The sequence below is a fragment of the Vibrio sp. Isolate32 genome, assembly GCF_022397955.1.
Lineage (GTDB): Bacteria > Pseudomonadota > Gammaproteobacteria > Enterobacterales > Vibrionaceae > Vibrio.
Map to the genome: position 1 here is coordinate 97,856 of NZ_JAKEUQ010000011.1, position 23,395 is coordinate 121,250.

Annotated in this window: 20 protein-coding genes and 3 pseudogenes; 12 read left to right on the forward strand and 11 right to left on the reverse strand. The window is 44.1% G+C overall.

Going from position 1 to position 23,395, the window contains the following annotated elements; translation table 11 throughout:
- Nucleotides 1-90 precede the first annotated feature (90 nt).
- Together L1D11_RS11005 and L1D11_RS11010 are read left to right on the forward strand one after the other, a co-directional pair.
- Nucleotides 91-564, forward strand: coding sequence for a hypothetical protein (locus L1D11_RS11005; RefSeq protein ID WP_239862457.1), 474 nt, complete (start codon nt 91-93; stop codon nt 562-564).
- Nucleotides 565-578: 14 nt separating this feature from the next.
- Nucleotides 579-1,124 (forward strand): annotated as a pseudogene (locus L1D11_RS11010) (N-acetylmuramoyl-L-alanine amidase).
- A 105-nt stretch (nt 1,125-1,229) separates the two neighbouring features.
- On the opposite strand, the gene L1D11_RS11015 reads toward L1D11_RS11010, so the two are convergent.
- The 8 genes and pseudogenes from L1D11_RS11015 to L1D11_RS11050 form a co-directional block, all read right to left on the reverse strand.
- Nucleotides 1,230-3,401 carry a polysaccharide biosynthesis tyrosine autokinase gene (locus L1D11_RS11015; protein WP_239862459.1) on the reverse strand — a complete coding sequence of 724 codons (2,172 nt, stop codon included), beginning with the start codon at nt 3,399-3,401 and terminating at the stop codon, nt 1,230-1,232.
- A 135-nt stretch (nt 3,402-3,536) separates the two neighbouring features.
- Nucleotides 3,537-3,977, reverse strand: a complete 441-nt coding sequence (locus tag L1D11_RS11020) for a low molecular weight protein-tyrosine-phosphatase (protein WP_239832983.1) — start codon at nt 3,975-3,977, stop codon at nt 3,537-3,539.
- Nucleotides 3,978-4,079: 102 nt separating this feature from the next.
- Nucleotides 4,080-5,216 carry a polysaccharide export protein gene (locus L1D11_RS11025; RefSeq protein WP_239832984.1) on the reverse strand — a complete coding sequence of 379 codons (1,137 nt, stop codon included), beginning with the start codon at nt 5,214-5,216 and terminating at the stop codon, nt 4,080-4,082.
- A 495-nt stretch (nt 5,217-5,711) separates the two neighbouring features.
- On the reverse strand, nt 5,712-8,024 hold the full coding sequence (locus L1D11_RS11030) for a YjbH domain-containing protein (protein WP_239832985.1): 2,313 nt from the start codon (nt 8,022-8,024) through the stop codon (nt 5,712-5,714).
- Entirely contained in the window at nt 8,024-9,004 is a 981-nt protein-coding gene (locus L1D11_RS11035; protein WP_239832986.1) for a capsule biosynthesis GfcC family protein, read from the reverse strand. The genes L1D11_RS11030 and L1D11_RS11035 overlap by 1 nt, the downstream gene beginning before the upstream one ends.
- Before the next feature lie 39 nt (nt 9,005-9,043).
- A complete protein-coding gene (locus tag L1D11_RS11040; RefSeq protein ID WP_239832987.1) occupies nt 9,044-9,748 on the reverse strand; it encodes a YjbF family lipoprotein in 705 nt (234 codons plus the stop codon).
- A 120-nt stretch (nt 9,749-9,868) separates the two neighbouring features.
- The gene (locus L1D11_RS11045; protein WP_239832988.1) at nt 9,869-10,108 is read right to left on the reverse strand and encodes a hypothetical protein; all 240 of its coding nucleotides are present in this window, start codon (nt 10,106-10,108) and stop codon (nt 9,869-9,871) included.
- 232 nt (nt 10,109-10,340) lie between these two features.
- Nucleotides 10,341-11,256, reverse strand: a pseudogene (locus tag L1D11_RS11050) (IS5 family transposase).
- Nucleotides 11,257-11,469: 213 nt separating this feature from the next.
- On the opposite strand from L1D11_RS11050, the gene L1D11_RS11055 reads away from it, so the two are divergent.
- The 5 genes from L1D11_RS11055 (at nt 11,470) to L1D11_RS11075 (ending at nt 15,991) form a co-directional block, all read left to right on the forward strand.
- Nucleotides 11,470-11,904, forward strand: a complete 435-nt coding sequence (locus L1D11_RS11055) for a rhodanese-like domain-containing protein (RefSeq protein ID WP_239832989.1) — start codon at nt 11,470-11,472, stop codon at nt 11,902-11,904.
- Between the two features lie 99 nt (nt 11,905-12,003).
- A complete protein-coding gene (gene secB / locus L1D11_RS11060) occupies nt 12,004-12,471 on the forward strand; it encodes a protein-export chaperone SecB (RefSeq protein WP_009847959.1) in 468 nt (155 codons plus the stop codon).
- A gap of 176 nt (nt 12,472-12,647) precedes the next feature.
- Nucleotides 12,648-13,712 (forward strand): NAD(P)H-dependent glycerol-3-phosphate dehydrogenase, encoded by a 1,065-nt coding sequence (gene gpsA / locus L1D11_RS11065; protein WP_239832990.1) that lies wholly within the window; start codon nt 12,648-12,650, stop codon nt 13,710-13,712.
- Between the two features lie 217 nt (nt 13,713-13,929).
- On the forward strand, nt 13,930-14,751 hold the full coding sequence (gene cysE, locus L1D11_RS11070; protein ID WP_239832991.1) for a serine O-acetyltransferase: 822 nt from the start codon (nt 13,930-13,932) through the stop codon (nt 14,749-14,751).
- A gap of 88 nt (nt 14,752-14,839) precedes the next feature.
- Nucleotides 14,840-15,991 (forward strand): peptidoglycan DD-metalloendopeptidase family protein, encoded by a 1,152-nt coding sequence (locus L1D11_RS11075; RefSeq protein ID WP_239832992.1) that lies wholly within the window; start codon nt 14,840-14,842, stop codon nt 15,989-15,991.
- Between the two features lie 82 nt (nt 15,992-16,073).
- On the opposite strand, the gene L1D11_RS11080 is transcribed toward L1D11_RS11075, so the two are convergent.
- Entirely contained in the window at nt 16,074-16,712 is a 639-nt protein-coding gene (locus L1D11_RS11080) for a TetR/AcrR family transcriptional regulator (protein ID WP_239832993.1), read from the reverse strand.
- Between the two features lie 140 nt (nt 16,713-16,852).
- Nucleotides 16,853-18,016, reverse strand: a complete 1,164-nt coding sequence (locus L1D11_RS11085) for a nucleotide sugar dehydrogenase (RefSeq protein ID WP_239832994.1) — start codon at nt 18,014-18,016, stop codon at nt 16,853-16,855.
- A 152-nt stretch (nt 18,017-18,168) separates the two neighbouring features.
- Between L1D11_RS11085 and rfaD the strand changes: the two genes are divergently transcribed.
- From rfaD to L1D11_RS11110, 5 genes and pseudogenes are all read left to right on the forward strand, one after another.
- Nucleotides 18,169-19,113, forward strand: coding sequence for an ADP-glyceromanno-heptose 6-epimerase (gene rfaD, locus L1D11_RS11090; RefSeq protein ID WP_239832995.1), 945 nt, complete (start codon nt 18,169-18,171; stop codon nt 19,111-19,113).
- Nucleotides 19,114-19,229: 116 nt separating this feature from the next.
- On the forward strand, nt 19,230-20,186 hold the full coding sequence (lpxM, locus tag L1D11_RS11095) for a lauroyl-Kdo(2)-lipid IV(A) myristoyltransferase (protein WP_239832996.1): 957 nt from the start codon (nt 19,230-19,232) through the stop codon (nt 20,184-20,186).
- A 19-nt stretch (nt 20,187-20,205) separates the two neighbouring features.
- A complete protein-coding gene (locus L1D11_RS11100) occupies nt 20,206-21,381 on the forward strand; it encodes an O-antigen ligase family protein (protein WP_239862461.1) in 1,176 nt (391 codons plus the stop codon).
- A 1-nt stretch (nt 21,382) separates the two neighbouring features.
- Nucleotides 21,383-22,468, forward strand: a complete 1,086-nt coding sequence (locus L1D11_RS11105) for a glycosyltransferase family 4 protein (protein ID WP_239834813.1) — start codon at nt 21,383-21,385, stop codon at nt 22,466-22,468.
- A gap of 230 nt (nt 22,469-22,698) precedes the next feature.
- Nucleotides 22,699-23,118, forward strand: a pseudogene (locus L1D11_RS11110) (DUF4277 domain-containing protein); the annotation flags it as partial.
- Nucleotides 23,119-23,182: 64 nt separating this feature from the next.
- Here the strand turns inward: L1D11_RS11110 and L1D11_RS11115 are convergent.
- Nucleotides 23,183-23,395, reverse strand: a 213-nt coding sequence (locus tag L1D11_RS11115) for a transposase domain-containing protein (protein ID WP_239833600.1), incomplete at its 5' end; no start/stop codon positions are given.

The window sequence follows — 23,395 nt, forward strand, 5'->3', positions numbered from 1 at the left end:
TTGTGTTCCTCCGTTTTCGCGCTATTACCACCAACCCCAATCAAGAATGTTGAAGTACATTGCCCTCCCCATGCAGCAATAAGGTGCTTAATGAAGGCGATAGTTTCTCTTTTTATTTCAGCGTACCAACCCGGAATGGCGAGCATCGAATGCCGACCTTGTTCCTTCAATCAGTCACTTCAGCCGTTATTTTTTAGTGATAGTGATGGGTCTGGCCAAGTACTGAGCTATGAAGCCGGCGATTATAAAGAAAGCCAAATGGAAGGTTGTGATTTTAATGAAGATGAATGCGGTGACGTCGCCAGCTATCAGGATCTTTGTTGGATGATCAGCCGAGCACGGCGCAGCCAGCCTCTGGGTTATTACGTGATGTATCTACGTTATGTCAGCCACCAACCCGGCTATGCAAAAACCGTAGGCGCCAGTTTGCGACAACACATCGCACGGCACCCTAATTTAAAAGATTCGTTATCAACGTCCTTAATCACTTGGTTACAACAACACGAGGATTTATTTTGTCAAACACTCCAGCAGCAACTGATCGAGTTCCACACCAGCCGTTAGAAGCGCCTACTGTTTTGCAAGAGCGGGGTTGCTCCGAAGAGCAGGCTAGCAAGGTGGAGCTTATTCCCTCGTTAAAGCCTTGTTTACCTTCAGCATCCCCTTTCCTGTTAACTCCGTATGCCTTCAATCTGGTTTCGGTTTTACTTCGTTTGCCTCATTGTCCTCCATACTCTTTTATTTCGGTGCATTGCAGCGCCACACCGCCACAGCAAGATGTAGACGTAGCCGAGATTCGTAGATAGCATAAAAAGAGAGGCTTGCGCGATGTGGGGTATCACTTTGTTATTCGTAGCAACGGAGATGTCGAACTGGGCAGGCCGCTGTCGCAAACCGGCGCGCATGTGAAGGGGCACAACAAGGGCAATATTGGGGTTTGTATGGTGGGTGGGTGTAATGCCGAGCTGCAACCAGAAGATAATTTCACACTGGCGCAGCGTAAGGCGTTGTTTGGTTTGATGGCTGCACTGCAAGAGCAGTTCTTGATTTCAGATGAGAATGTTAAGAGGCATAAGGATTGGGGCGTGAATAAAGCGGGTCCGGTGATGGTTTTAAGAGCCTAGGGGCAGATGCGAGATTCGAAGAGATGAAGAGCAGATGTGGGTAAACGGGATGCGAAGAGCCACGCTTTTCGTATCTCGCCAGTCGCATCCCGTATCTGCTTTTATTTATTTTTTGTCGCTCGAATAGGCGTAGTTGTAGTAACCGTAGCCGTACGAGCTCGATGCTTTCTTCTCGATGGCGTTGAAAATAACGCCTTTCACTTCGATACCAGATTGTTCGAAACGGTTGCGAGCAACGTCAATCTCTTTAATGGTGTTTTGACCGTAGCGCGCCACCATTAGAGTGGTACCAGCGAAAGCACCAACAATGCTTGGGTCGGTTACCGCTAATACTGGCGGGGTATCGACAATCACCAAGTCATACTCTTTTGATGCCCACTCCATCAGCTCTGCAAAGCGTGGGTGCATCAGCAGCTCAGATGGGTTGGGTGGCACTTGGCCGCGAGTAATAATATCTAGGTTTTCCACTGGTGTCGTTTTCACTGATTGAGCAAACTCCTGCTTGCTGCTCAACAGATCAGAAAGGCCATTTTCCCATTTCACACCAAAGCTTTGCTGTAAGTAACCTTTACGCATATCGGCATCAATGATCAACACTTTCTGGCCTGTTTTGGCCGCCACTGCCGCAAAGTTGGTCGAGATGAAAGATTTACCAATGCCTGGCGCAGGGCCAGAGATCATTAACACGTTATTTTTGGCTTCAAGCATCGCAAAGTGCAAGCTGGTACGAAGGCCACGCAAGGCTTCAACCGAAAGATCGGCAGGGTTCGATTCGGCAAGCAGGGCTTGGGTACCCTTGGTTTGCTGCTTCTTCGATTTGAAGCGGTTAGCTAGCTCAATTTGCAAGTCAGATTTTGGTACCGCTGCGTAAACGGGCAGGCCAATCTGTTCAATTTGATCAGGGCTTTCCACACCGCGGTGAAACGCCGCTTTTACTAGTACAAACGCAACACTCAGCATACCACCCAGTAGCGTCGCTAATACAACAATCAGTGGCTTCTTCGGTTTCACGGCGCGAGCATACGCTTGTGCATCGTCTAAGATACGCACGTTACCGACCGTACCTGCTTTAATGATGCTTAGCTCTTGAACCTTGTTTAATAACTGAATGTAGATTTGTTGGTTTACTTCAACATCACGTGTCATACGCAGTACTTCACGTTGTGTTTTCGGCAGCTTTTGTACTTGCTTGTTTAGGCGCTCTTTCTCACCCATCAGCGTTTTACGTTTATCAAGTAGGGCTTTGTATGCTGGGTGATCTTTAGTAAAGCGCTGGCTGATTTCACTCTCTTTAAACGTCAGTTCATTCAGTTGTGCTTCAAGCTCAACCATGACCTTCAAGGTCGATTGTGCTTCCAAACCCAAGTCGATCGATTCGTTCTTCTGGCGGTAGTTGTTCAGTACGTCTTCATAGCCGGTCAGCTCAGATTTAATGCCCGGAAGGTGGCTTTCTAAGAACTGTAGGCTCTTCTCTGCTTCCGCTGAATTACGCTTCACGTTTTGTAAAAAGTAAATCTGGCTGATGTGATTAAGAATCTCCGTAATCTGCTGTTTGTTTTCACCTTCAAAGCTTAGCTTCAAAATACCGGTTTGCTTACCTTGCTCAGATAAAGACAAAGAAGCCTTCAACCATTCGATCGCTTCGAGTCGGCTGCGTTGACCAATAGAGAACTCGAAACCGTTGTGAGATTCAAAACCAGCCACAAACAGGCTGTAGTCGTCGGCCGTTGCTAACTCACCCACCTTACCTTTTAGGATAACGCGCTCATCGTCGCGAACTAATTGGTAAGTGCCTTTTTCAGCATCAACGATTTGAATCGTGTGCGCGTAGTCACTCGCATAATTTGGCAAGGTAAAACGGCTTACCGAAATGTGGTTGATGTCGCCCGTTAAGCGTGCAAAGCCTTTGCCGACGATAGGGGCGTAAATCGGTGCCGTCACTGTGGTTAGGTTAAATTTATCGACCGTTTCACCCAAGATCATACGAGACTTGATGATCTCAACCTCTGTCGTGGCAGAAGATTCTTGCGAGAATAGTTCGCCCATGTCGCCGACCATAGAAGAGATTCCACCAGAGCTTTTCTCTTCAATTTGAATCAGCGCATCGGCTTTGTAAATCGGTGTTGAAAGCAAAGCAAACGCGATACCGAACACAGCAAAAGCAAATGTGGTGACCAGGATTAACCATTTAGCGTCCAACAGGATACCTAGCAGTTTCCCTAAATCTATCTCATCAGAGTTATCTGTGTGTGATTGCTGAGAAGGTTGTGTTGTCATCAGATTGCTACTTCCTAAACTAATATTTTGAAGATAAGTGACGTACGGCTTACGTACCCTTACCTCTTATGTGATTCTATTGGTCACGATTCAAGCTTAACTGCTAAAGTCATCTAGATTAAATGACAGCATCCATTACAGTTTTTTCGCCCAAGCTTGCGCGGCTTCATCAATCAGCTTATAAGCGTGTTCAAACGCTTCTCGGCTTTGACGGTACGGATCAGGAATGTCTTTTTGGCCAATCCACTGACCAAACAACATGGTTTTACCACGTGCTTCCGGTGATATTTGAGTGAGCGCTTCTGAATGGCCCTTCTCCATCACCAAGATCAAGTCATATTGAGCGCAAAGCTGAGGCGTTACTTGCTGTGCTTGGTGGTTTTCTACATCTACACCATTTTCAGAGGCAATCAAAATCGCCGTTTCATCTGCTGGCTTGCCGATTAAACGGCTTTTTTCGGCGGCAATGCCCGCAGAAGCCACTTCTTTGTTGGGAAGCAATTTTTGAAGAACACGTTCTCCCGTCGGGGAACGGCAAATATTACCCACGCAGACCACTAAAATTTTGTTAAACATACGTTGCTTTCAACCATAATGAACTGATGAATATCATTAACTTATACACATGAAAAATCAGGTCGCACTCGACATGCGACCTGATTACGAATTTACCTTAGCCTATGGCCAATTACGTACACGTAGTGCACCTTCAGTCAAGTTATTGAACCCGTTGATGGTAGGCATTAATTGACCAATCACACGGTTCCAACGGCTGATCGGTGCTGCCGTGACGTAAACAATGTCGTAAGGTTTTAAATCAAACTCGGTACCAATCACTAAGGCTGATGCATCTTCCATATTCAGTTGATAAATATCCGCCATGCGTTCTGATTTATCATTGGAAGTACGGATGACAAACACACCCGTTGCGTCTGCAGTCAGCTCATTAATGCCACCAACATTGCTTAGCGCTTCGGTTAGGCTCATGCCTACGCGGTCAATTTTGAGTAGTTTAGGCTCTTTCACCTCACCCATCACGAAGACTTTTTGATTGTCATTACGCGGCACGTGAACAATATCACCCGCTTGCAGTAAGCGGTTTTGCATTAAGTCGCCGCGCTGCATTAAGCCATAAAGCGATAGGTTTTCTTCTGTACCATTGCGGGTTAATGAGACATTACGCCAATCCGCATCTTCTGAAAGACCACCTGAACGGTTCACGGCATCCAATAAGGTTAAAGGAATATTGGTGATTGGCTGTTGGCCCGGTTTAGACACTTCGCCAGTAATGTAAGTTTTTTTAGAACGAAACGCCGCTACGTTCACATCTACTTGCGGGCTTTCGATGTACTTAGCTAAGCGGTTTGCAATGTCAGTTCGAATTTCACGAACGGTTTTACCTGCCACTTCAACAGTACCAATGTACGGGTAGAAAATGGTGCCGTCAGCATGGACCCAGTTACCCGCTTCTGCGCTGCTACGGTAAGAACCGGCAGGTATGGTCAATTCAGGGTGATCCCAAATAGTGATGTTTAGGATATCGCCCACACCGACTTTATATTCATACTTTGCGATGTCTACGTCGAGTTCAGGGTTAGCTTGTGACACCGACAATTCGCCCGTTTGATAAGTCGATACTGACTGTGCGGTGAGTGGGTAAACGTTCACCACTTCAGAAATATCAGACTCTTGCTGATCTTCTGAAGTCTGGATCACATTCTTGCCACCAGTAGATAGGTGACTACCTGGGGTCGTACACCCTAAAAGCATTACAGGAAGGAGCGCCAAAAGGAGCCGATTTTTATTAATCTTCATGTTGACCAAGTTCTAGAAACGGAATGTGTTGTGATGCCCCAAAGGACATCCAAGGAAATTAAACGACTCATTTTAACAGCTCCGCAGTGTTGAATAGAGTTAAGAGCAACGGTTACTGTGAACCTGTTCCCATTTAGCATTAAAAGGAGACAAGACACGACCGCCCTCGCTCATGCGCGGCACCACAGTGCCTAGTGAATATGCACCTATCAGTGTGGATGCTGACTAGGAGATTCTTACCTAAAACGTAGCAAAACCGTGCGTCTTCGTACAGTTTATTTAATCCGTATGCATTATCCACAAGATTGTATTTATTATCAACCTAGTTGAATGGTTAAAGAGCAGATAAGAGCAGTATCGAGATACGAGTAAACGAGATGCAAAAGGCATAAAAGCAAGATACGGGATATGCTCTTTCACTGCTCTTCGTATCTCGCATCCCGAGCCCCGTATCTATCCTTTCTCGCTACTCATTACTCGAATCTGCCTTTCATTCTACTTAACGCTACTTGGTCTTTGGAACCAAGGTGAGCGAGCATCAGTTTGATCGAACAAGTTGTATTGTTTATTCAGTACTTGTCCACCATCACGCGTGATCGGTAACCAGGTGAAGCCAGCGCGGCTTGAGCTTGGTTTCACAGTGACTAAATCAAACGGAATCGATACGTAGAAGCCTTTGGTGTAGCTGCCTTCGCCGTATTCTTCGGTTGTCATATCGGTTAGGCTGACAAACGCACCGGCAATCACACCGCTCTTGAACTGCTTAGAGAAATCGATACGAGTACCAATATCACCCGCAAGGAATTTACCGACGCCGACTTTCAGTAAGGTATCGCTCAAGAAATCCCATTGTGGGGTGTAGTAACCCGTAATAAAGCCCGTCGTGCCTTTATCGATCACTTTGTACGTTCGGCTGCTGTTATCAGGGTTTACCTGGATCTCTTGATCAAACGTACCAAACCAGCTTTCAGGGTCTCGTTGGCTGATTGCGGTCATGTCTGCGCCAATGGCCCAGTTTTGGTTGAATGGACGATAAAGAATTTCGCCCCCCACACCCGCGAACATACTCTCTAGGTAACCACCGTAAGCTTGGGTATAGACACCGCTGCCATAGTCTTCAAACCAAGTCAGTTGTAAACGGTCTAAACGAACCGGATCGTCCACGTAAGAACGGAACAAGGTTCTTACTCTTGGCGTTTGGTCAGTGCCGTCGGATGGGACGGTATAGTTAAACTTGTCGTAGTTATCGACTAAGTTGACGTAAAGAGAGCCCGACAGTTCGACATTGTTGAACGCCCAAAATGAAGCATTGGTGTATAAGCCCAAGCTGTATAAGTAAAAGTTTTCAGCTGAGCCGAACGATTGGGCGAGGTTGGGTGCAATCGACACATCGAATCGTTCACGCCCATCGTGATAAATAACGGATTGCTTGCGCTCTAGTTCATGAGTGTTTGTTGCATCACTGGTTTGAGCGTTAAGGTAAGCATTGTTCGCCGCCGCTTTGAACGCTTGGGCATCTACCGTTGTCTCGGTGAGTTCCATCGACTTATCGTTTTCGATGATTTTGTAGGTATTAATGTAACTCGGTACCGCATTCGCGATCACGGTCGCACCGCGTTCAAGGGCGATATCTCGGTCTCGGTATTTAACCTGAGTGCCCTTTACTACAATACTGTTATCGTCGACTAAGATTTGCGCTTGTTCATAGCCTGCGACGGTTTCAAGTTCTTTCGCGAGGGCCGCCATATCAATATCATCAACCGTTTCAACGCCACTCGGGCGCAACTCTGCAGTTTCGGTATCTCGCCACATGGCATATATTTCATTGAAATTGGTAGAGAGATCGAAACCAAGGGTTAAGGTGTCACCTCGCTCATAGCTCACTTTCGCTGAGCCCCAATCCGTGAAACGGTACACAGCGCCCACGTTCCATGGCGTATGTTGTGTCATCTCGACACCACCACGTACTACTGGAAAATCTTGAGAATAATCATTGCCATCGTATTCAAGCTTTAAGGTTAGCGGCTTATAAGGAGTTTGGTATTCAAAGCCACCATAAATGGCTGCATCGCCTTTAAACCAGCGTCCAAAATCGACACTGCCACCATTGCCTTTAAAATCAGACGGGCGTTCACAATACTTGTCACTGGCTTTACACATTGGGTTGGTGAAGTTACCACTGGTGCCCATGTATCCCCAAGCCATGCCCAAGGTGAAATCCACAGGGCCAAAACGTTTGGTGGCCGCGACAAATTCGCCATCGAACAAGCCAGTACCGCCAAAGTCACGTACACCGACCGACACTTCCGGTAAATAATACCCTTCTTCGATTAAGCGCAATTTAAGGTCGATGCCTTTATCGGTGTATTTAGTACAGCCACTGAATGAGTTTTGAGAGCAATCTTGGTCTGCACTTCCGCTATATAGCAGATCTTGGACTTGTGTATAACGAATGGTGGTTTCCAGCCAAGGCATCACCTGTAAGCTCACGTTATAAAAGTAGTATTCGTTGTTAAACGAAGCACTCACGTTGAACTCACCTTCTGGTGCCATTCGGCCTGTCGGCATTTGCATTAAACCAACACCACCAAAGTTCATTTGCGATGTTCTGTATTCTGTGTCGTCGAACGATGATTTTTCTGCTCGAATCGAAGAGGAATCAATGGTTGTTTCTGTTCGACCTGCTTCTACAAAAGCCGTATCTGCATATACCGTCTGCGCAAATACCGAGCCACTGTGAGTCATTAACAAGGCACAAGTTACTGATGTGCACACTGCCGATAGAGGGAATGAATTCTGTTTCAGCATTACAGGCCAACCTTATGACGTAGTAAATCGACAATATTCTGGTTCAACGTTGAGTATTCCGACGGCAAAGCGTAAAACGCCATAAAGACGGTGGCACCTGGCGCTAAATAAACCGGCTGTTCGTTCCAGTATGAGTATGGGATGGTTTGCACCACACCATCTGGCTGAATCACATATGCCACACTTTTATCTGCGGACTCACCAATAAAGCCTTTCGGTAATGCATCGAGATAATCATTCAACGTTCCATGCTCAATCAGTTTCATTATTATCGACTCTTTCATTACCCCCATCAACTGAATGGATGTTGGTCGTTGTGGTAAGTACAGAGAGAAACCTTGCGTTTGAGCTTGAGTTGCCGATGTGTTTTCTATGGAAGTCGGCTGTTTATTGATAGGAGAACTTGAAACAAGCAGTGGATTCTTATCCGATTGCGAGATAACGGCATTGCGGTCTAAGTCAATAAACACCCGATTGAGGTATTGGAAAGCAGCTAATTGTTGCTTTACTAATTTTGCTTCTGGTTCTTCTAGCACCAAGGCATCTAATTGGCTAAATACGTCGCGCTTTTTTGTTTCGATAGCTTGAGTATTGGTTTTATCAAACAGTTGAGCCGAAAGGGGGAAGTAACCAATATCGCTATTATCGTTCACATTAGAGCTAGCATTCGTGTTAAAGCTAGAATTTGCATCGTCTAACACACGAAGCAGTCGAACACTAGTTTGATACTCAAGCGTCACACCTTGAAGAGGAAGCTCAACCGTTGTCTTAATCGAAGAAGCGCTGCCAAGTTTATCAACAAAAGCAGGCGTGTTCAGATTAGATGCTGCAGAAGCGTAACTAAAAGTGCACAGAGAGAACATCGCGCTTATGATTAACAGCGATTTCATCGGTAACTTGGCTCTCATCGTTAACTTAGCTCTCAAAACAGGCAACCAACTCCCCGTCATTTTTGAAGCGTGATTCATATAATTCATCATTTTCGTTCATTACCCTGGTTCGTTACTTACTTTGATCCGTTACTTACTTTGATAATGCTTAAGGACGGTTAACTCAAGCCTTGTCATATCAGGGCCTAAATACTGTATGGTTTTGACCACTTTACCTTTACTGTCGACCCAATACTCGTTGGTTATGTCTTGCTCTAACATTGGGAAGTTCACTTTTTCTTGGAATTTCTTAGTGTCGATAGAGGCTAACGGTGTTTCTACCGTTTCATTCCCTGCATACGTGCGGGTGATATTGGCTTTGTAGCCGAATCGATAATTAGGTTGCCAATCGTAAACCGCTTGCCACTTTTGGGCACCAGGGTTGGCAGACACATCAAACGCAGAAGAAGAATCTGGTGACGAGCTGTTTGCAGACGAGAACGTATTTAACGGTTGGAATGCTAAGCCAGAAAGGTTTTCGTAAGGAAGCAATAAGGTTTGTACGATACGCCCATTTTCAGTGACGATCATCGCTTTATCAGAAGACATCCACTTTAATTGCTCTGCCCCCGTTTGCGGGTTTTCATCGACGTACGCCAATACCATGAAGATTTTGCCTTGGTCATTCACTTCTGCATAAATGCTCGAATAAGGTAAAGTTTGAATGTACTCCTTCGACAGCTCAACATCAGAGCTTCCAAAAAAGGCTTCATCAAAAGTAGAATTAACGTCTTGAAACTGCTGAGAGCAACCAGCAAGGACAAGACCAAAAGATATGATTAGAGGTTTAAGCATGATGAGTTCTGCTTCCTAGCAATCTGGTTACTGCTGTCCAAATATGGAAATTAATCAATTAGATATAAAAAAACCACTTTATGCTTACACATAAAATGGTTTTAAACGCCTACTCAACAATTATCGAGTCGTTGTTGTCGTGGTCGCACCACTGTCGTTAGAAGCAACGGCTACTGCTGCTGCTACCGCTACTGCTGCTGTCGCTACTGCTGCTGTTGTTGCTGTGCCTGCTGCTGCTGCAGATGCACCAGTACCTGCTGCTGTACCAGTACCTGAACCAGCTGCTGCTGTTTCTTCAGCCGCAAATGCCGCGCCAGAAAAACTAACTACCAATGCCGCTATTAGAGCTATCTTTTTCATAATGATTTCCATTAATATAAACGTTTATATGTAGAAGATGATTTTCACATCTCCAATCAGTTGCTCAGCTTAAACAACTGATTGTACATCATAGGTAATAACCACAATCAAGTAAATGGATAAATCATAAGCAATACCTTATAAAGCACTGTTTAGGAAATAGCGTCACATAAAAAGACGGCTTTTTTGCGTAATTCAGTTTAGAGACGGAGCCGCCCGTTTCGTGTGTTTCTTAGTCAATACGATAAGTTTCAGGCATACCTAACCCAGTAAGCTTGTTCAACGCTTTTATCATCGCGTAAGTTTCACCCACTTGGGCATTGTAATCTCTTAAGCTCAATTGCCCTCCTAGCAGCTGCTTAACTCGATACATCGCGGTTTCTGAGAGTGAACGTTTGTGGTACCCATACCGCTCTTTCCAATACTTATTTGAGCCGTATAACTTCTGACAACTCACGGCGAGATTTCGAGGGTGACCCCGCCCCCAAAAGGCTGCCCCTTCTCTTGGGGGAACAAGCGCCATGGCTCCCTTAACGTTAATAGCAACAGACACGCTCTCGTATCATAAGCCCCATCACCAGATACCTCGAGGATACTTCGACGTTTTTGTTTCAGTAAGTTTAGGGATAACTTCCCCATCCGTAACCGACGAAAAACTTAGCTCGGCTGCAATAATTTCTGAGTGCTTGTATCGATGGCAATATGCAGCTTTCGCCAGACTCTACGCTTGCCATCTGTCCCGTGTTTTTTGACTTTCCATTCTCCTTCGCCATAAACTTTAAGGCTTGTCGCATCAATGGCTAGGTGCTGTATCACCCCTCTCGTTTTAGTCTTATGAGACCTCAACTTGCTTGGCTCTAAGACTGATGCAAGTGTAATGCGGACAACTTAACGGTACATGGGCTAACCTAAATATCGAGTCGATAAATCCTTGCAGCGCTCTCAGCGGCATAGAAAAAACGCGTTTCACCATAAGTGCTGTCGTGATGGCTAAATCACTGAACCGACGTGGCATCCTGCGCTTATTTTGTTTGTTTTGCGCCCACCCGCTTATTGCCTTCATCAATCCAAAAGGTCAAAGAGCCAAGGTTAATAAGTGATTGGTTGTATTGCTTCCAGTTGGTTGTTTTGTAAAGTGGTTTAGGCATGGGGCTACGAGAGATAGTGGACGTAGCAGATCAGATCCTAGGTTCTGGATTTAGTTCCATTGAATTACGCATCAAAGCCCAGCATTCCTCTAGATTAAAGAGACCGACGGCGAGGATTTATACATCAACATGCTTGCTCTGTATTATCCCATCCTTTCTCGCTATACTCCTACCCTATAATTTTTCGCCCAATAACGAATAAGAGTTCAAGACATGCAAGAGTTAGTTCCATTTGTTCAAGAGAATATGATTTTAGCCATCGTGTGGATCGGCTTGGTTGTTGCCATCATTGCGAACGTTATCAAGACATCAAATGCAGCCTACAAAGAGATCACAGCAGCGCAAACCACACAACTGATCAACCGTGAGAGCGGCGTTGTGGTTGATATTCGTACTAAAGATGAGTTCAAAAAGGGCCATATTACTGACGCACTTCACATTTTGCCGTCAGACATCAAATCAAATAACTTAGGTAGTCTTGAAAGCCGTAAAGCTGACCCAATCATCGTAGTATGCAAGACAGGTCAAACCGCTCAAGAAAGCGCTAACTTGTTAGTTAAAGCAGGCTTCGAAAACGTAAGCGTGCTGAAAAGTGGCCTAGTGGCTTGGAGCGAAGCTAATCTACCTTTGGTTAAAGGTAAGAAATAGTAAAAGGCAAAAAGTAAGCTGACCTGGTAAACTAACTTTCGGGTTTTGTTCGACAAATACAATGAACAAAGCCTTATTTAAATTTTTAAGGACAAGAAAATGGCTGAAGCAGCACAACAAGACGCACAACAGAACTTCGCAATCCAACGTATCTTCCTAAAAGACGTATCTTTCGAAGCGCCAAACTCTCCAGACATGTTTCAAAAAGAGTGGAATCCAGATGTAAAACTGGACCTAGACACTCAAAGCCGTGAGCTTGGCGAAGGCGTTTACGAAGTAATCCTACGTCTGACTGTTACGGTTAAGAACGCAGAAGACACAGCATTCCTTTGTGAAGTTCAGCAAGGTGGTATCTTCTCTGCAAGCGAAATGGAAGCAGGTCAACTAGCACATTGCCTAGGCGCATTCTGTCCGAACATCCTATTCCCATACGCTCGTGAAACAATCTCTAGCCTAGTGGTTAAAGGTACGTTCCCACAACTGAACCTAGCACCTGTAAACTTCGATGCTTTGTTCATGAACTACCTACAGAACCAAGCTCAACAAGCTGAAGGCGAGCAGGCTTAAGCCTCAAAGTAGAACTTAATTCTAACGATTCAATCGTTAGTTAACTTTTAAATGCATATCGTAACTTCTGCGATGTGCATTTTTTCTTTACACTGTACTAAGATAGAGAGCCTTCTAATTTAGTAGGAAGCTTTTCCAGAACTCTCCGATTTTCCTCATTATTTTTAGGTGGAAGCATGACAGACACAACTCGCCCGACCAACACGGCAGACGCTTACGGTAAAGACAGCGCTTACGGCAAGGAGATCGCCATGACAGTCATTGGCGCAGGTTCTTATGGGACATCTTTAGCGATATCTCTAGCCCGTAACGGTGCCAATGTTGTTCTTTGGGGACATGACCCTGTTCATATGAATCGCCTTGAATCAGAACGTGCTAACAATGAATTTCTGCCAAACATCGACTTCCCAGAAAGCCTGATCATCGAGTCGGATCTTGAGAAAGCGGTAACAGCAAGTCGCGACCTTCTTGTTGTTGTTCCTAGCCACGTGTTTGGCATCGTTTTAAATAGTTTAAAGCCTCATTTGTCAGCGAATTCTCGTATTTGCTGGGCTACAAAAGGATTGGAACCAGAGACTGGCCGACTACTTAAAGATGTCGCACTCGATGTGCTTGGCGACAGTTACTCTCTAGCAGTTCTATCTGGCCCTACTTTCGCCAAAGAACTTGCGATGGGTATGCCGACCGCTATTTCAGTCGCTTCACCGGATGGGACCTTCTTAAGAGAGCTTCAAGAAAAGATTCACTGTGGCAAGACATTCCGCGTATACGCAAACTCAGATTTCATTGGTATGCAGCTTGGTGGTGCAGTTAAAAACGTTATCGCGATTGGTGCTGGCATGTCGGATGGTATTGGCTTCGGTGCTAATGCACGTACAGCGTTAATTACCCGTGGTTTAGCTGAGATGAGCCGACTGGGTGCTGCTCTTGGTGCACAACCAGAAACCTTCATGGGTATGGCGGGACTTGGCGACCTAGTCCTGACATGTACCGACAATCAATCGCGTAACCGTCGTTTTGGTTTAGCGTTAGGTTCAGGTAAAGATGTTGATACCGCCCAAGAAGAAATTGGCCAGGTTGTAGAAGGTTATCGCAACACTAAAGAAGTTTGGTTACTATCAGAGCGCATGGGCGTTGAGATGCCAATTGTTGAACAAATTTATCAAGTGTTGTATCAAGGAAAAGACGCACACTTAGCTGCGCAAGATCTACTTGCTCGAGATAAGAAGTCAGAAAGATAGTAAGAGCAGTAACGAGATTCGGGTAATCGAGAGGCGAATAGCATGAAAATAAACTACCCGAAGAAAGTTTTCCAACTCGCTTGTTCCTCACTCTTAGAGATGACGTAAGTTTTGATTTCGTCATTCCAGAACTGAGGAACGAAGTATCTGGAATCTCGTCGTTCTTCGCATCTTTCAACTAGCTAAGCGTATCTGGTTTAAAAGAATGGACGGTAAAATGAAACACTGTGAACAACAAAAAGTTTGGCAATGCATTGTGAAGGAAGCTCGACAGCAGTCTGAGCAAGAACCTATGCTAGCGAGTTTTTATCATGCCACGATCATCAATCATGAAAGTTTAAGCGCTGCGCTTAGCTATATCCTAGCAAACAAACTAAAGACAGCTTCAATGCCGGCAATGGCTGTGCGCGAAGTGGTTGAACAAGCATTTAAGCAAGATCAATCGATTATTGATGCTGCTGCTTGTGATATTTGCGCGACGGTAAATCGAGATCCTGCAGTCGATATGTACTCGATGCCTCTGCTTTACCTGAAAGGCTACCACGCACTGCAAGGTTACCGAGTGGCTAACTGGTTGTGGAAGCAAGGCCGTATTGCGCTTGCCACTTACCTACAGAATCAAATCTCGGTTGCTTGCCAAGTGGATATTCACCCTGCAGCTCGTATCGGTAAAGCGATCATGCTCGACCACGCGACAGGCATTGTAATTGGTGAGACGGCTGTAGTCGAAAATGATGTGTCGATTCTTCAAGACGTGACTCTTGGTGGTACGGGTAAAGAAGGCGGTGATCGTCACCCTAAAATCCGCGAAGGCGTGATGATCGGTGCCGGCGCTAAGATCCTCGGCAATATTGAAGTGGGAGAAGGTGCTAAGATTGGCTCTTGCTCTGTGGTTCTGCAAGCCGTACCGCCTCATACTACGGTCGCGGGTGTCCCCGCTAAGATTGTTGGCAAGCCAAAGACAGATAAACCTTCTCTGGATATGGACCAAGGGTTCAATGGTCGATCACAAAGCTTTATCCATGGTGATGGAATTTAAGAGCAGACACGAGATACGAAGAACTAAAAACAGATGTGGATTCAATTCAGCTGAATTCGAAAAATTAAGAGCAGATGAATACAACTAAATGACGATAATGATGAAACACATTCGAGCTATCAGTCGAACTCTTCTTATATCAGCCAGCCTAAGTGCTGCACTTTTATCAACATCGTCATTTGCCGCGTCTCAAGGTGAACTGAAAGGTGTATCTAGCGAGATATCTCGCCAACAAAAAGCCCTCTCTTCTCAGCAAAAGAAGCTCGATAGCTTACAAGCAAGCCTAAAGAAACAAGAGCTGTCTATCGCTGCACTGGAAAAAGCCATTCAAGACAGTAAAAAGCAGCTTAATACGGCGAATGCAAATATTGCTAACTTAGATACTAAGATCAAAGCCCTTACTGCTCAGAAAAAAATTCATACCGATAAGTTAGAGCAACTGATTCAGACTTACTATATGACAAGTCGCGCCAAAGCCTCATCTCACATTCTCAACACGGGTGTCGAAGAAGATCGCATCAGCCATTACTACCAACATCTTGCTAAAGCCCGTTCTACAACAATCAAAACAATTGAACAAACACAACTTGAGTTAGAAGAGAGCCATAAACAGCGCCAACTTGAACAAGAGCAGATCGCGGCTCTGTTAAAACAACAGACAACAAAACGCGACAAATTAGCCCAGACTCAAACTCAGCGTAAAAAAACTGTCGGCAGTATTAAAAGGAACATCTCAGGAGACAAAAATTACTTAGCCGAACTTCAGCGTAATGAAACTCGCCTAAAAGCCGAAATAGCCAAAGCAGAGAAAGCCGCTCGTGAAAGACGTAATGTAGTCCCGATGGATGGCCTAGCAAAACGTAAAGGTAAGCTCCCTTGGCCGATCAAAGATAAAGTTCTGCATAACTACGGTTCACGCCAAACTGGTCAAATTAACTGGAAAGGCATGGTGATCAATGCCAAGTACGGGCAACAAGTAAAATCCGTTTACTCAGGCACGGTGGTATTTGCGGAGTATCTGCGTGGTTATGGTTTAGTGGTTCTTCTCGACCATGGTAAAGGTGATATGACGCTCTATGGCTTTAACCAGGCACTACTCAAGAAAGAAGGTGACAAGGTTAAAGCGGGTGAGGCTATTGCTCTAGCCGGTGACACTGGCGGCCAAACTCGTCCATCACTGTACTTTGAAATTCGTAGAAACAGCCAAGCTCAAAACCCTAAGAGTTGGTTGGTTAGGTAAGAGCGGAGCCGGGATTCGAGTATAGTTCGCCGGGATTCGAGTATAGTTCTTCGTTGCCCGTCTCTCGCTTACTCGTCTCTTTCTACTTAGCGTTCAACGCCCTTACACCATCTTCCAATAATGTCAGCTGCTCAAAACCTTGCGCGGTCGCAATCGGTTTAACGGTCGCGATCATCTGCAGCATACCTTGGTGAACGACTTGCTCTGTGATTTGAGCTTTTGGAGACACAGCAGACTGATAGGCCAACCAACCCGACGCGATCAAATGAAGAGAAGTCACCATCGACTTCATTTCTGAATCGGTCGCTTTCAGCAAATTCAATTCAACGAAAGCCCTCATGATATCGACAAGGTTAGTTTGTAATTTTTCTTGCACAGCCATGTAATCGAGGTGAAGTTGCTCGTCACGAGACAAGATTTCAGGGAGGTTTGCATAGAAGAATCGGTACTTCCACATCAGCGTGAAGATAGAATCTAAGTAGCGCTTTAGTAGCGTCAGGCTTTCTTGTTGCCCTTGAATCGGTGTGAACCTTTCAAGCAACTCTGTCGAATAAAGAGTAAAAATATCACGGACAATTTCTTGCTTGTTACGAAAGTGGTAGTAGAGGTTACCAGGGCTGATTTCGATGTGCTCAGCAATATGATTGGTCGTAATACTGCGCTCACCATGCTCATTAAAAAGCTCTAAAGCAGCGTAAACAATCTTGTCACGTGTTTTCATTAGTCATTAGTATCCCTGTCCGTTTAGTGGTTCAGTATATCGCCACTAAACGGATAGATCGAGCTGTTAACATCTGGTCTAATTAGCGTTAGCTAAAATTCGCCTTCAATAATCACAGCTGTAATCAATAGCGATTACAATCAATCACTACCAAACAGGTCTCGTGTGTAAACCTTATCCGCAACGTCTGATATTTCTTCTACCATTCTGTTAGATACAATCACATCCGATACCGCTTTGAACTCTTCAAGGTCAGTATAAACTTTCGAGTTAAAGAAGTGATCTTCTTCTAACACCGGTTCGAACACGACGACTTCAATACCTTTGGCTTTCAAGCGCTTCATAATGCCTTGAATCGAAGAAGCACGGAAGTTGTCCGACCCGGCCTTCATGATCAAACGATAAATACCTACAACTTTAGGCGAGCGCTTAATAATTGAATCCGCAATGAAGTCCTTACGAGTGCGGTTAGCATCGACAATCGCACCGACAATGTTGTTTGGTACATCTTGATAGTTAGCTAACAGTTGTTTAGTGTCCTTTGGTAAGCAGTAACCACCGTAACCAAATGAAGGGTTGTTGTAGTGGTTGCCAATGCGAGGGTCTAAACCCACACCTTCGATGATCTGACGAGAATCCAAGCCATGTGCTTCCGCGTAAGAATCAAGTTCATTGAAGTAAGAGACACGCATCGCAAGGTAAGTATTTGAGAACAATTTTACCGCTTCGGCTTCTGTCGAGTTAGTAAACAAAACATCAATGTTCTCTTTCTCCGCGCCTTCCACTAAAAGGTTGGCGAACACTTTAGCACGTTCAGAGCACTCACCAACGATAATTCGTGATGGGTGTAGGTTATCGTAAAGGGCTTTACCTTCGCGTAAAAACTCAGGTGAGAACATAACGTTTTCGCAACCTAGCTCTTCTCTTATCTGCGCGGTGTAACCTACAGGAACCGTTGATTTAATCACCATTACCGCATCAGGATTTATGCTCATAACATCCTTAATAACAGACTCAACAGAGGAAGTGTTGAAATAGTTACTTTTAGGATCATAATCGGTAGGGGTTGCGATGATAACGAACTCGGCATCTTTATATGCAGCCTTGTCTGTTGTGGCTCTAAAGTTAAGCTTCTTACTCGATAAAAAGTGTTCAATCTCACTATCAACAATCGGTGATTGTTTCTTATTAAGCATTGCAACTTTTTCTTCAATAATATCGACAGCTACGACTTCATGGTTTTGTGCCAATAACATCGCATTTGATAAACCCACATACCCCGTACCGGCTACTGCAATCTTCATGATAATACCTATAGGTTTGAGCAATTAACTCAACAAAATTTATAACTTAGATTGCCATATCATACTCCGGTTGGGGAATTATTCCACTAGCCCGCCTTGTCCATTCCTTGCTATACTCGTGATAGTTTTGTATTCAAAAGAGTTAGAGAATTATGATTATCGTAACGGGTGGTGCTGGCATGATTGGCAGCAATATTGTTAAGGCGCTCAATGAAGCAGGCCACAACGATATCCTAGTCGTCGACAACTTAAAAGACGGTAAGAAGTTCAAAAACCTTGTCGACCTAGACATCACCGATTACATGGATCGTGACGATTTCCTAACTCAAGTGATGGCTGGTGATGACTTTGGTCATATTGAAGCGATTTTCCACGAAGGTGCGTGCTCTGCGACCACTGAGTGGGATGGCAAATACATGATGCTTAACAACTATGAACACTCAAAAGAACTGCTTCATTACTGTGTAGAACGTGAAATTCCATTCCTATATGCCTCTTCCGCTGCAACGTACGGTGAAACTGATACATTTATTGAAGAGCGCGAATACGAAGGTGCATTGAACGTCTACGGCTACTCAAAACAACAGTTTGATAACTACGTTCGTCGCCTAACGGCTGATGCCGAAGCGCACAACGAAACACTTTCACAAATCGTAGGCTTTAGATACTTCAATGTTTATGGCCCGCGTGAACAACATAAAGGCAGTATGGCATCCGTTGCCTTCCACCTGAACAACCAAATGAACGCCGGTGAGAATCCAAAACTGTTTGCCGGCAGCGAGACTTTTAAGCGTGATTTTGTCTATGTCGGTGATGTGGCGGCTGTTAACCTCTGGTTCTTAGAAAATGGTGTGTCTGGCATTTTTAACCTAGGTACTGGCAACGCTGAGTCTTTTGAAGAAGTCGCAAAAGCGGTAATCAAACACCACGGCAGGGGAGAAATTGAAACCATCCCATTCCCAGAGCACTTAAAAGGCGCTTATCAAGAATTCACTCAAGCTGACTTAACGAAGCTACGTAATACAGGCTGCGATATTGAATTTAAGTCTGTCGCAGACGGCGTTGCCGAATACATGAAGCTTGTTAACCCACAGTAAGTTATCAAATATTGATTTAATGACGGCCTCTTGTTTGGGCCATCATTATAAAAATATGATCATTTCCTGAGTAGCGGGCTAATACCTCGCTCCCTTAATAAAAATATAGTGTATTGATGACCACACAACGCAATGACTTTGATCCAAAAGCATACAATCCTGAGTTTGAATGGGGCTTTCTAGCACCTAAATATTGGGGTACTTGGATCGCAGTGCTAGCCTCTTCGTTAGTTTGCTTTTTGCCTGATAGGATTCGTTTAGCTATGGCTAAATTTATTGCTAAACAAGCCGTAAAAATAAAGAATAAAGCTAACCGTCGAGCTCGTGTAAACCTTGAGATGTGTTTTCCTGACCAATCAATCGAAGAGCGCGAAGCACTCCTTTATAAGTCATACGTTACATCCATCTCATTTTTGATGGGCTTTGCATCTCTGACACTCAAAGGCAAAGATTGGTTAGAGAATAACACCTCGATTAACGGCCTGAACAACCTAACCGATATTACGGACAGTGACGAGAATGTTATCTTGTTAGTGCCACATACATGGGCGATCGACATCCCTGCAGTATTACTCGCGTCACGTAATCTTCCGGTGTCTGCAATGGCGAAAGCCCAGAAAAACAAGCTCAGTGACTGGCTCATGCATCGACAGCGCGTACAATACGGCGGTCGAGTTTATGACCGTAGTGGTGGTATCAAGCCTTTTATCAAATCAGTAAGGGATGGCTACCTAGGTTATTACCTTCCAGATGAAGATCTTGGTCGTGAGCACAGTGTCTTCGTTGATTTCTTTGCTACACAAAAAGCTACTATTTCAGGCCTTGGTCGACTATCTAAGCTAAGCAAGGCTAAAATTGTCCCTCTATTTGCTCAATATGATAGCAACACAGGTCAATACACATTGGACTTCTACCCTGCTCTACCCTTCCCAACAGGAAGCGAAGAACAGGATGCGCGTATGATGAATCAATGTATTGAAGATTACGTGAGCAAAAAGCCTGAGCAATATATGTGGATATTGCGTTTATTAAAAACTCGCCCAGACACAGATAAAAACCCCTATGCTAGGTAAATTCGAACGAGCTTTATTAATGAAAAATAATATTATTAGTAGTTTAATATTACTCCCTTATTTTTACCTGTTCACCTTTATCGCCATATTACCTGGCGGTGAAAAGAATATGGTCGTTGGGGCCCTTATTTCTATCTTTGCAAGTTTAGCTGTGGTATCAAAAAAAAGCATAAAGCAGAACTTATCTAATTATACATTTTGGATCGTTCTGTTATTTACCGCTTTCATATCTCTAAAATACCTATTGCAAAGCGCAAGCCCAAGTATGCTTAGAGCTACATTATCAGTATCACTACTTATGCTTGTATTTCCTATACGGCTAATCAATCAACGCTCTTTAATGTGGATGTCATTTGTTGGTTCGATTGCCCTTACAGCTTTTATAAGCTATCACCTACTGTACTTAGGTACACGCCGAGGAGAACTTCTTCTCAATGCAATCCCATATTCCACTATCTGTGGAGCTATAGCTATCCTTGCTCTCTATCAATTTATAGAGACAAAGAAATTACTACCTATCGCGACCACACTGCTGTCAGTTAGCAGTATCCTAATATCGGAAACCAGAGGGGTTTGGTTGGCTCTGTTATGCGCATTCTCGATTTTGCTCTTTTTTTATCTCAGAACCCAAAAAAAGCGTTGGAAAATTTTAGGAGTAATGCTCACCATTTTCTTTGCTATATCTTTTGTATTCAAAGACCAACTAACTGAAAGGTATGAGAGAACGGAAAAGGAATACGCTGCGATTCAAAGTGGTGATTATGGCACATCTATCGGTCTAAGAGTTCAGATGTGGCAAGCAGCAACAGAGATTGGTAAACGCAATTTTTGGATAGGTGCAGGGTCAGAGCACAAAAAGGTATTCTTAAATTTAGTTGATGAGAGGTTAATCGAGCCGAGTCTAGCTAAATTCCACCCAGATCAGTATCATAACCAGTTTTTTGAAAACTTCGCAAAAATGGGAATTATTGGATTAATTTTTACATTGGCGTTGTTTTTTGTACCGCTATATTACGCAGCAACCAGAAGAAATGAAAAAAGCAGCTTAATATTTTCTTTAGTCGTTTTCTATTTTATAGCTTGCTTAACTGATTCACCACTTTGGTATGCAGAGACGAATTTAATGTATTTGATGCTGATAATTCCGCTATGCAATGATCAACTCTCTTTCAAACCCCAAATAAATACGAACTAATATGAATATTTTAATTTTTAGCTCCTATAAAGATGCATGGAATAGCGTTAGACCCGAAGCCGAAATGTTCATTGAAATGTCTCGTCTTGGGCATAATATTACGATTGTAACTCAAGGTGATGCTGACTATGTTACCCGATTCATAGATTGTGGTATCAAAATCATAGACTGCTATCCAAAGAAAAAAATTTGCTTATCGGCAATAAAAGTGCTTCGTACTGAGCTAAAAAATAAAACATATGACATTGTCTATGCGATGAACTCTAAGACTATACCAAATGCAGCATTCGCTTGTATCGGGTTCAAAAAGACTCGACTAGTGACATACCGAGGGACAGTTGGTGGGCTCTACCGTCATGATCCATCAGCTTATCTAACTCACCTACACCCACGAGTTAATGGTATTAGTTGTGTAGCCCAAGCGGTAGCTGATGACGTAAAAAAACGAGTTTGGAAAATTAAAGACAATGTCAAAACCATTTATAAAGGTCATGACATGAGTTGGTACCAAGCTAAACCTGCAGACCTCACTCAATTAGGTATTCCCAAAGATTCAATTATTGTAATTTGTATCGCTAACGCACGACCAAGTAAAGGTGTACACATACTTCTAGACAGTATGCGCCAACTCGTTGATATTCCTAATCTACATCTTGCTCTCGTTGGGAGAGATATGGATACGCCCGAAAATCTATTGCTGTCAGAAAAAAGTGGCATGGCAAAACGTATTCACTTTTTAGGTTATCGAAAGGATGTTCCTGAACTGCTAGCAGCAAGCGACATCCAAATCCAGCCATCGATCAGCGGAGAGGGGCTACCCAAAACTATCATTGAAGCAATGGCAATGGGCGTACCATCAATAGTAACAACGACTGGTGGTGGTAAAGAACTCCTTTTAGATGGCGAATCAGGATTTGTTGTACCAGTTAAAGACAGCACTGCGATCGCCGAAAAAATTCGTCTTCTCAGTCAAAACAAAACCAAACGAATTGAGATGGGGGAAAAAGCTAAGGGAAGAATTCGTGACGAATTCTCCACTCAGGCAACAGCAGAGCAACACATTAGTTTTTTTAAATCTATAGTTTAAATACAGAATACAACTGTAGTTTGGCAAGCCAAACTACAGTTGTTGAAGTAACTGGCCAGCGTTCCAATTTTCTTTGATTTATAAAATGCACTTTTAGTGCCGTCATTCCGCAGCCAATTTCAGAATTAGAATAATGTGATCCAGTGATCGTTTGCAGCTGTTAGTACGACAGAACTCTTGACCGTGATCCTCAGTTTTGATCTATTACTGTTATTTAACGGTCACTTATTATGTCTACTGCTCAACCTGTCATTAAACGCTTGGACCACTTAGGGCTAATCGCTGCTTTCTGTCATGAAGTCGGTTTACCAGGCATTATTGATCGCATTATTCCCAAATACTCAGATCATAACGTCTCACATGGCGATGCTGTCTTAGCAATGATTCTTAACGGCCTTGGTTTTCACAGTAGAACGCTGCATATGTTCTCTGACTTCTTCGAGACGAAGCCTGTTGCTAAGTTGCTCGCTAAAAACATTGAAGCTCACCATTTAACTGACGATGTACTCGGACGCACGTTAGATGCTTTGTATGAAGCAGATGTGTCAGCGCTTTACCAAGCGATTGCAGAGCATGTCGTTGATAATCTTAGACTTAAAACAGACTCTGTCCACCTTGATATCACTAGCTTTCATGTCGATGGTGAATACGCCCAAGACGAAGATCTTAATGCCATCAAACGTATGCGCCCCATGAACCCACGGGGCGGTGTTGTTAATGTTTGAAGTTCCAAGGTAGGAGCGCATCGATATCAGGCTCAGCTTTCGCGAGCTCTTTCATGCACTTGACTATGTAGTCGTAGAGGATAAGGCCGTTGGCTTTCGCTGTCTCGACGATGCTGTAAAGCATCGCGCTCGCATCAGCACCATTTGGTGTATTTGAGAAGAGCCAATTTTTTCTTCCAATGACCAGCGGTTTAATGGCGCG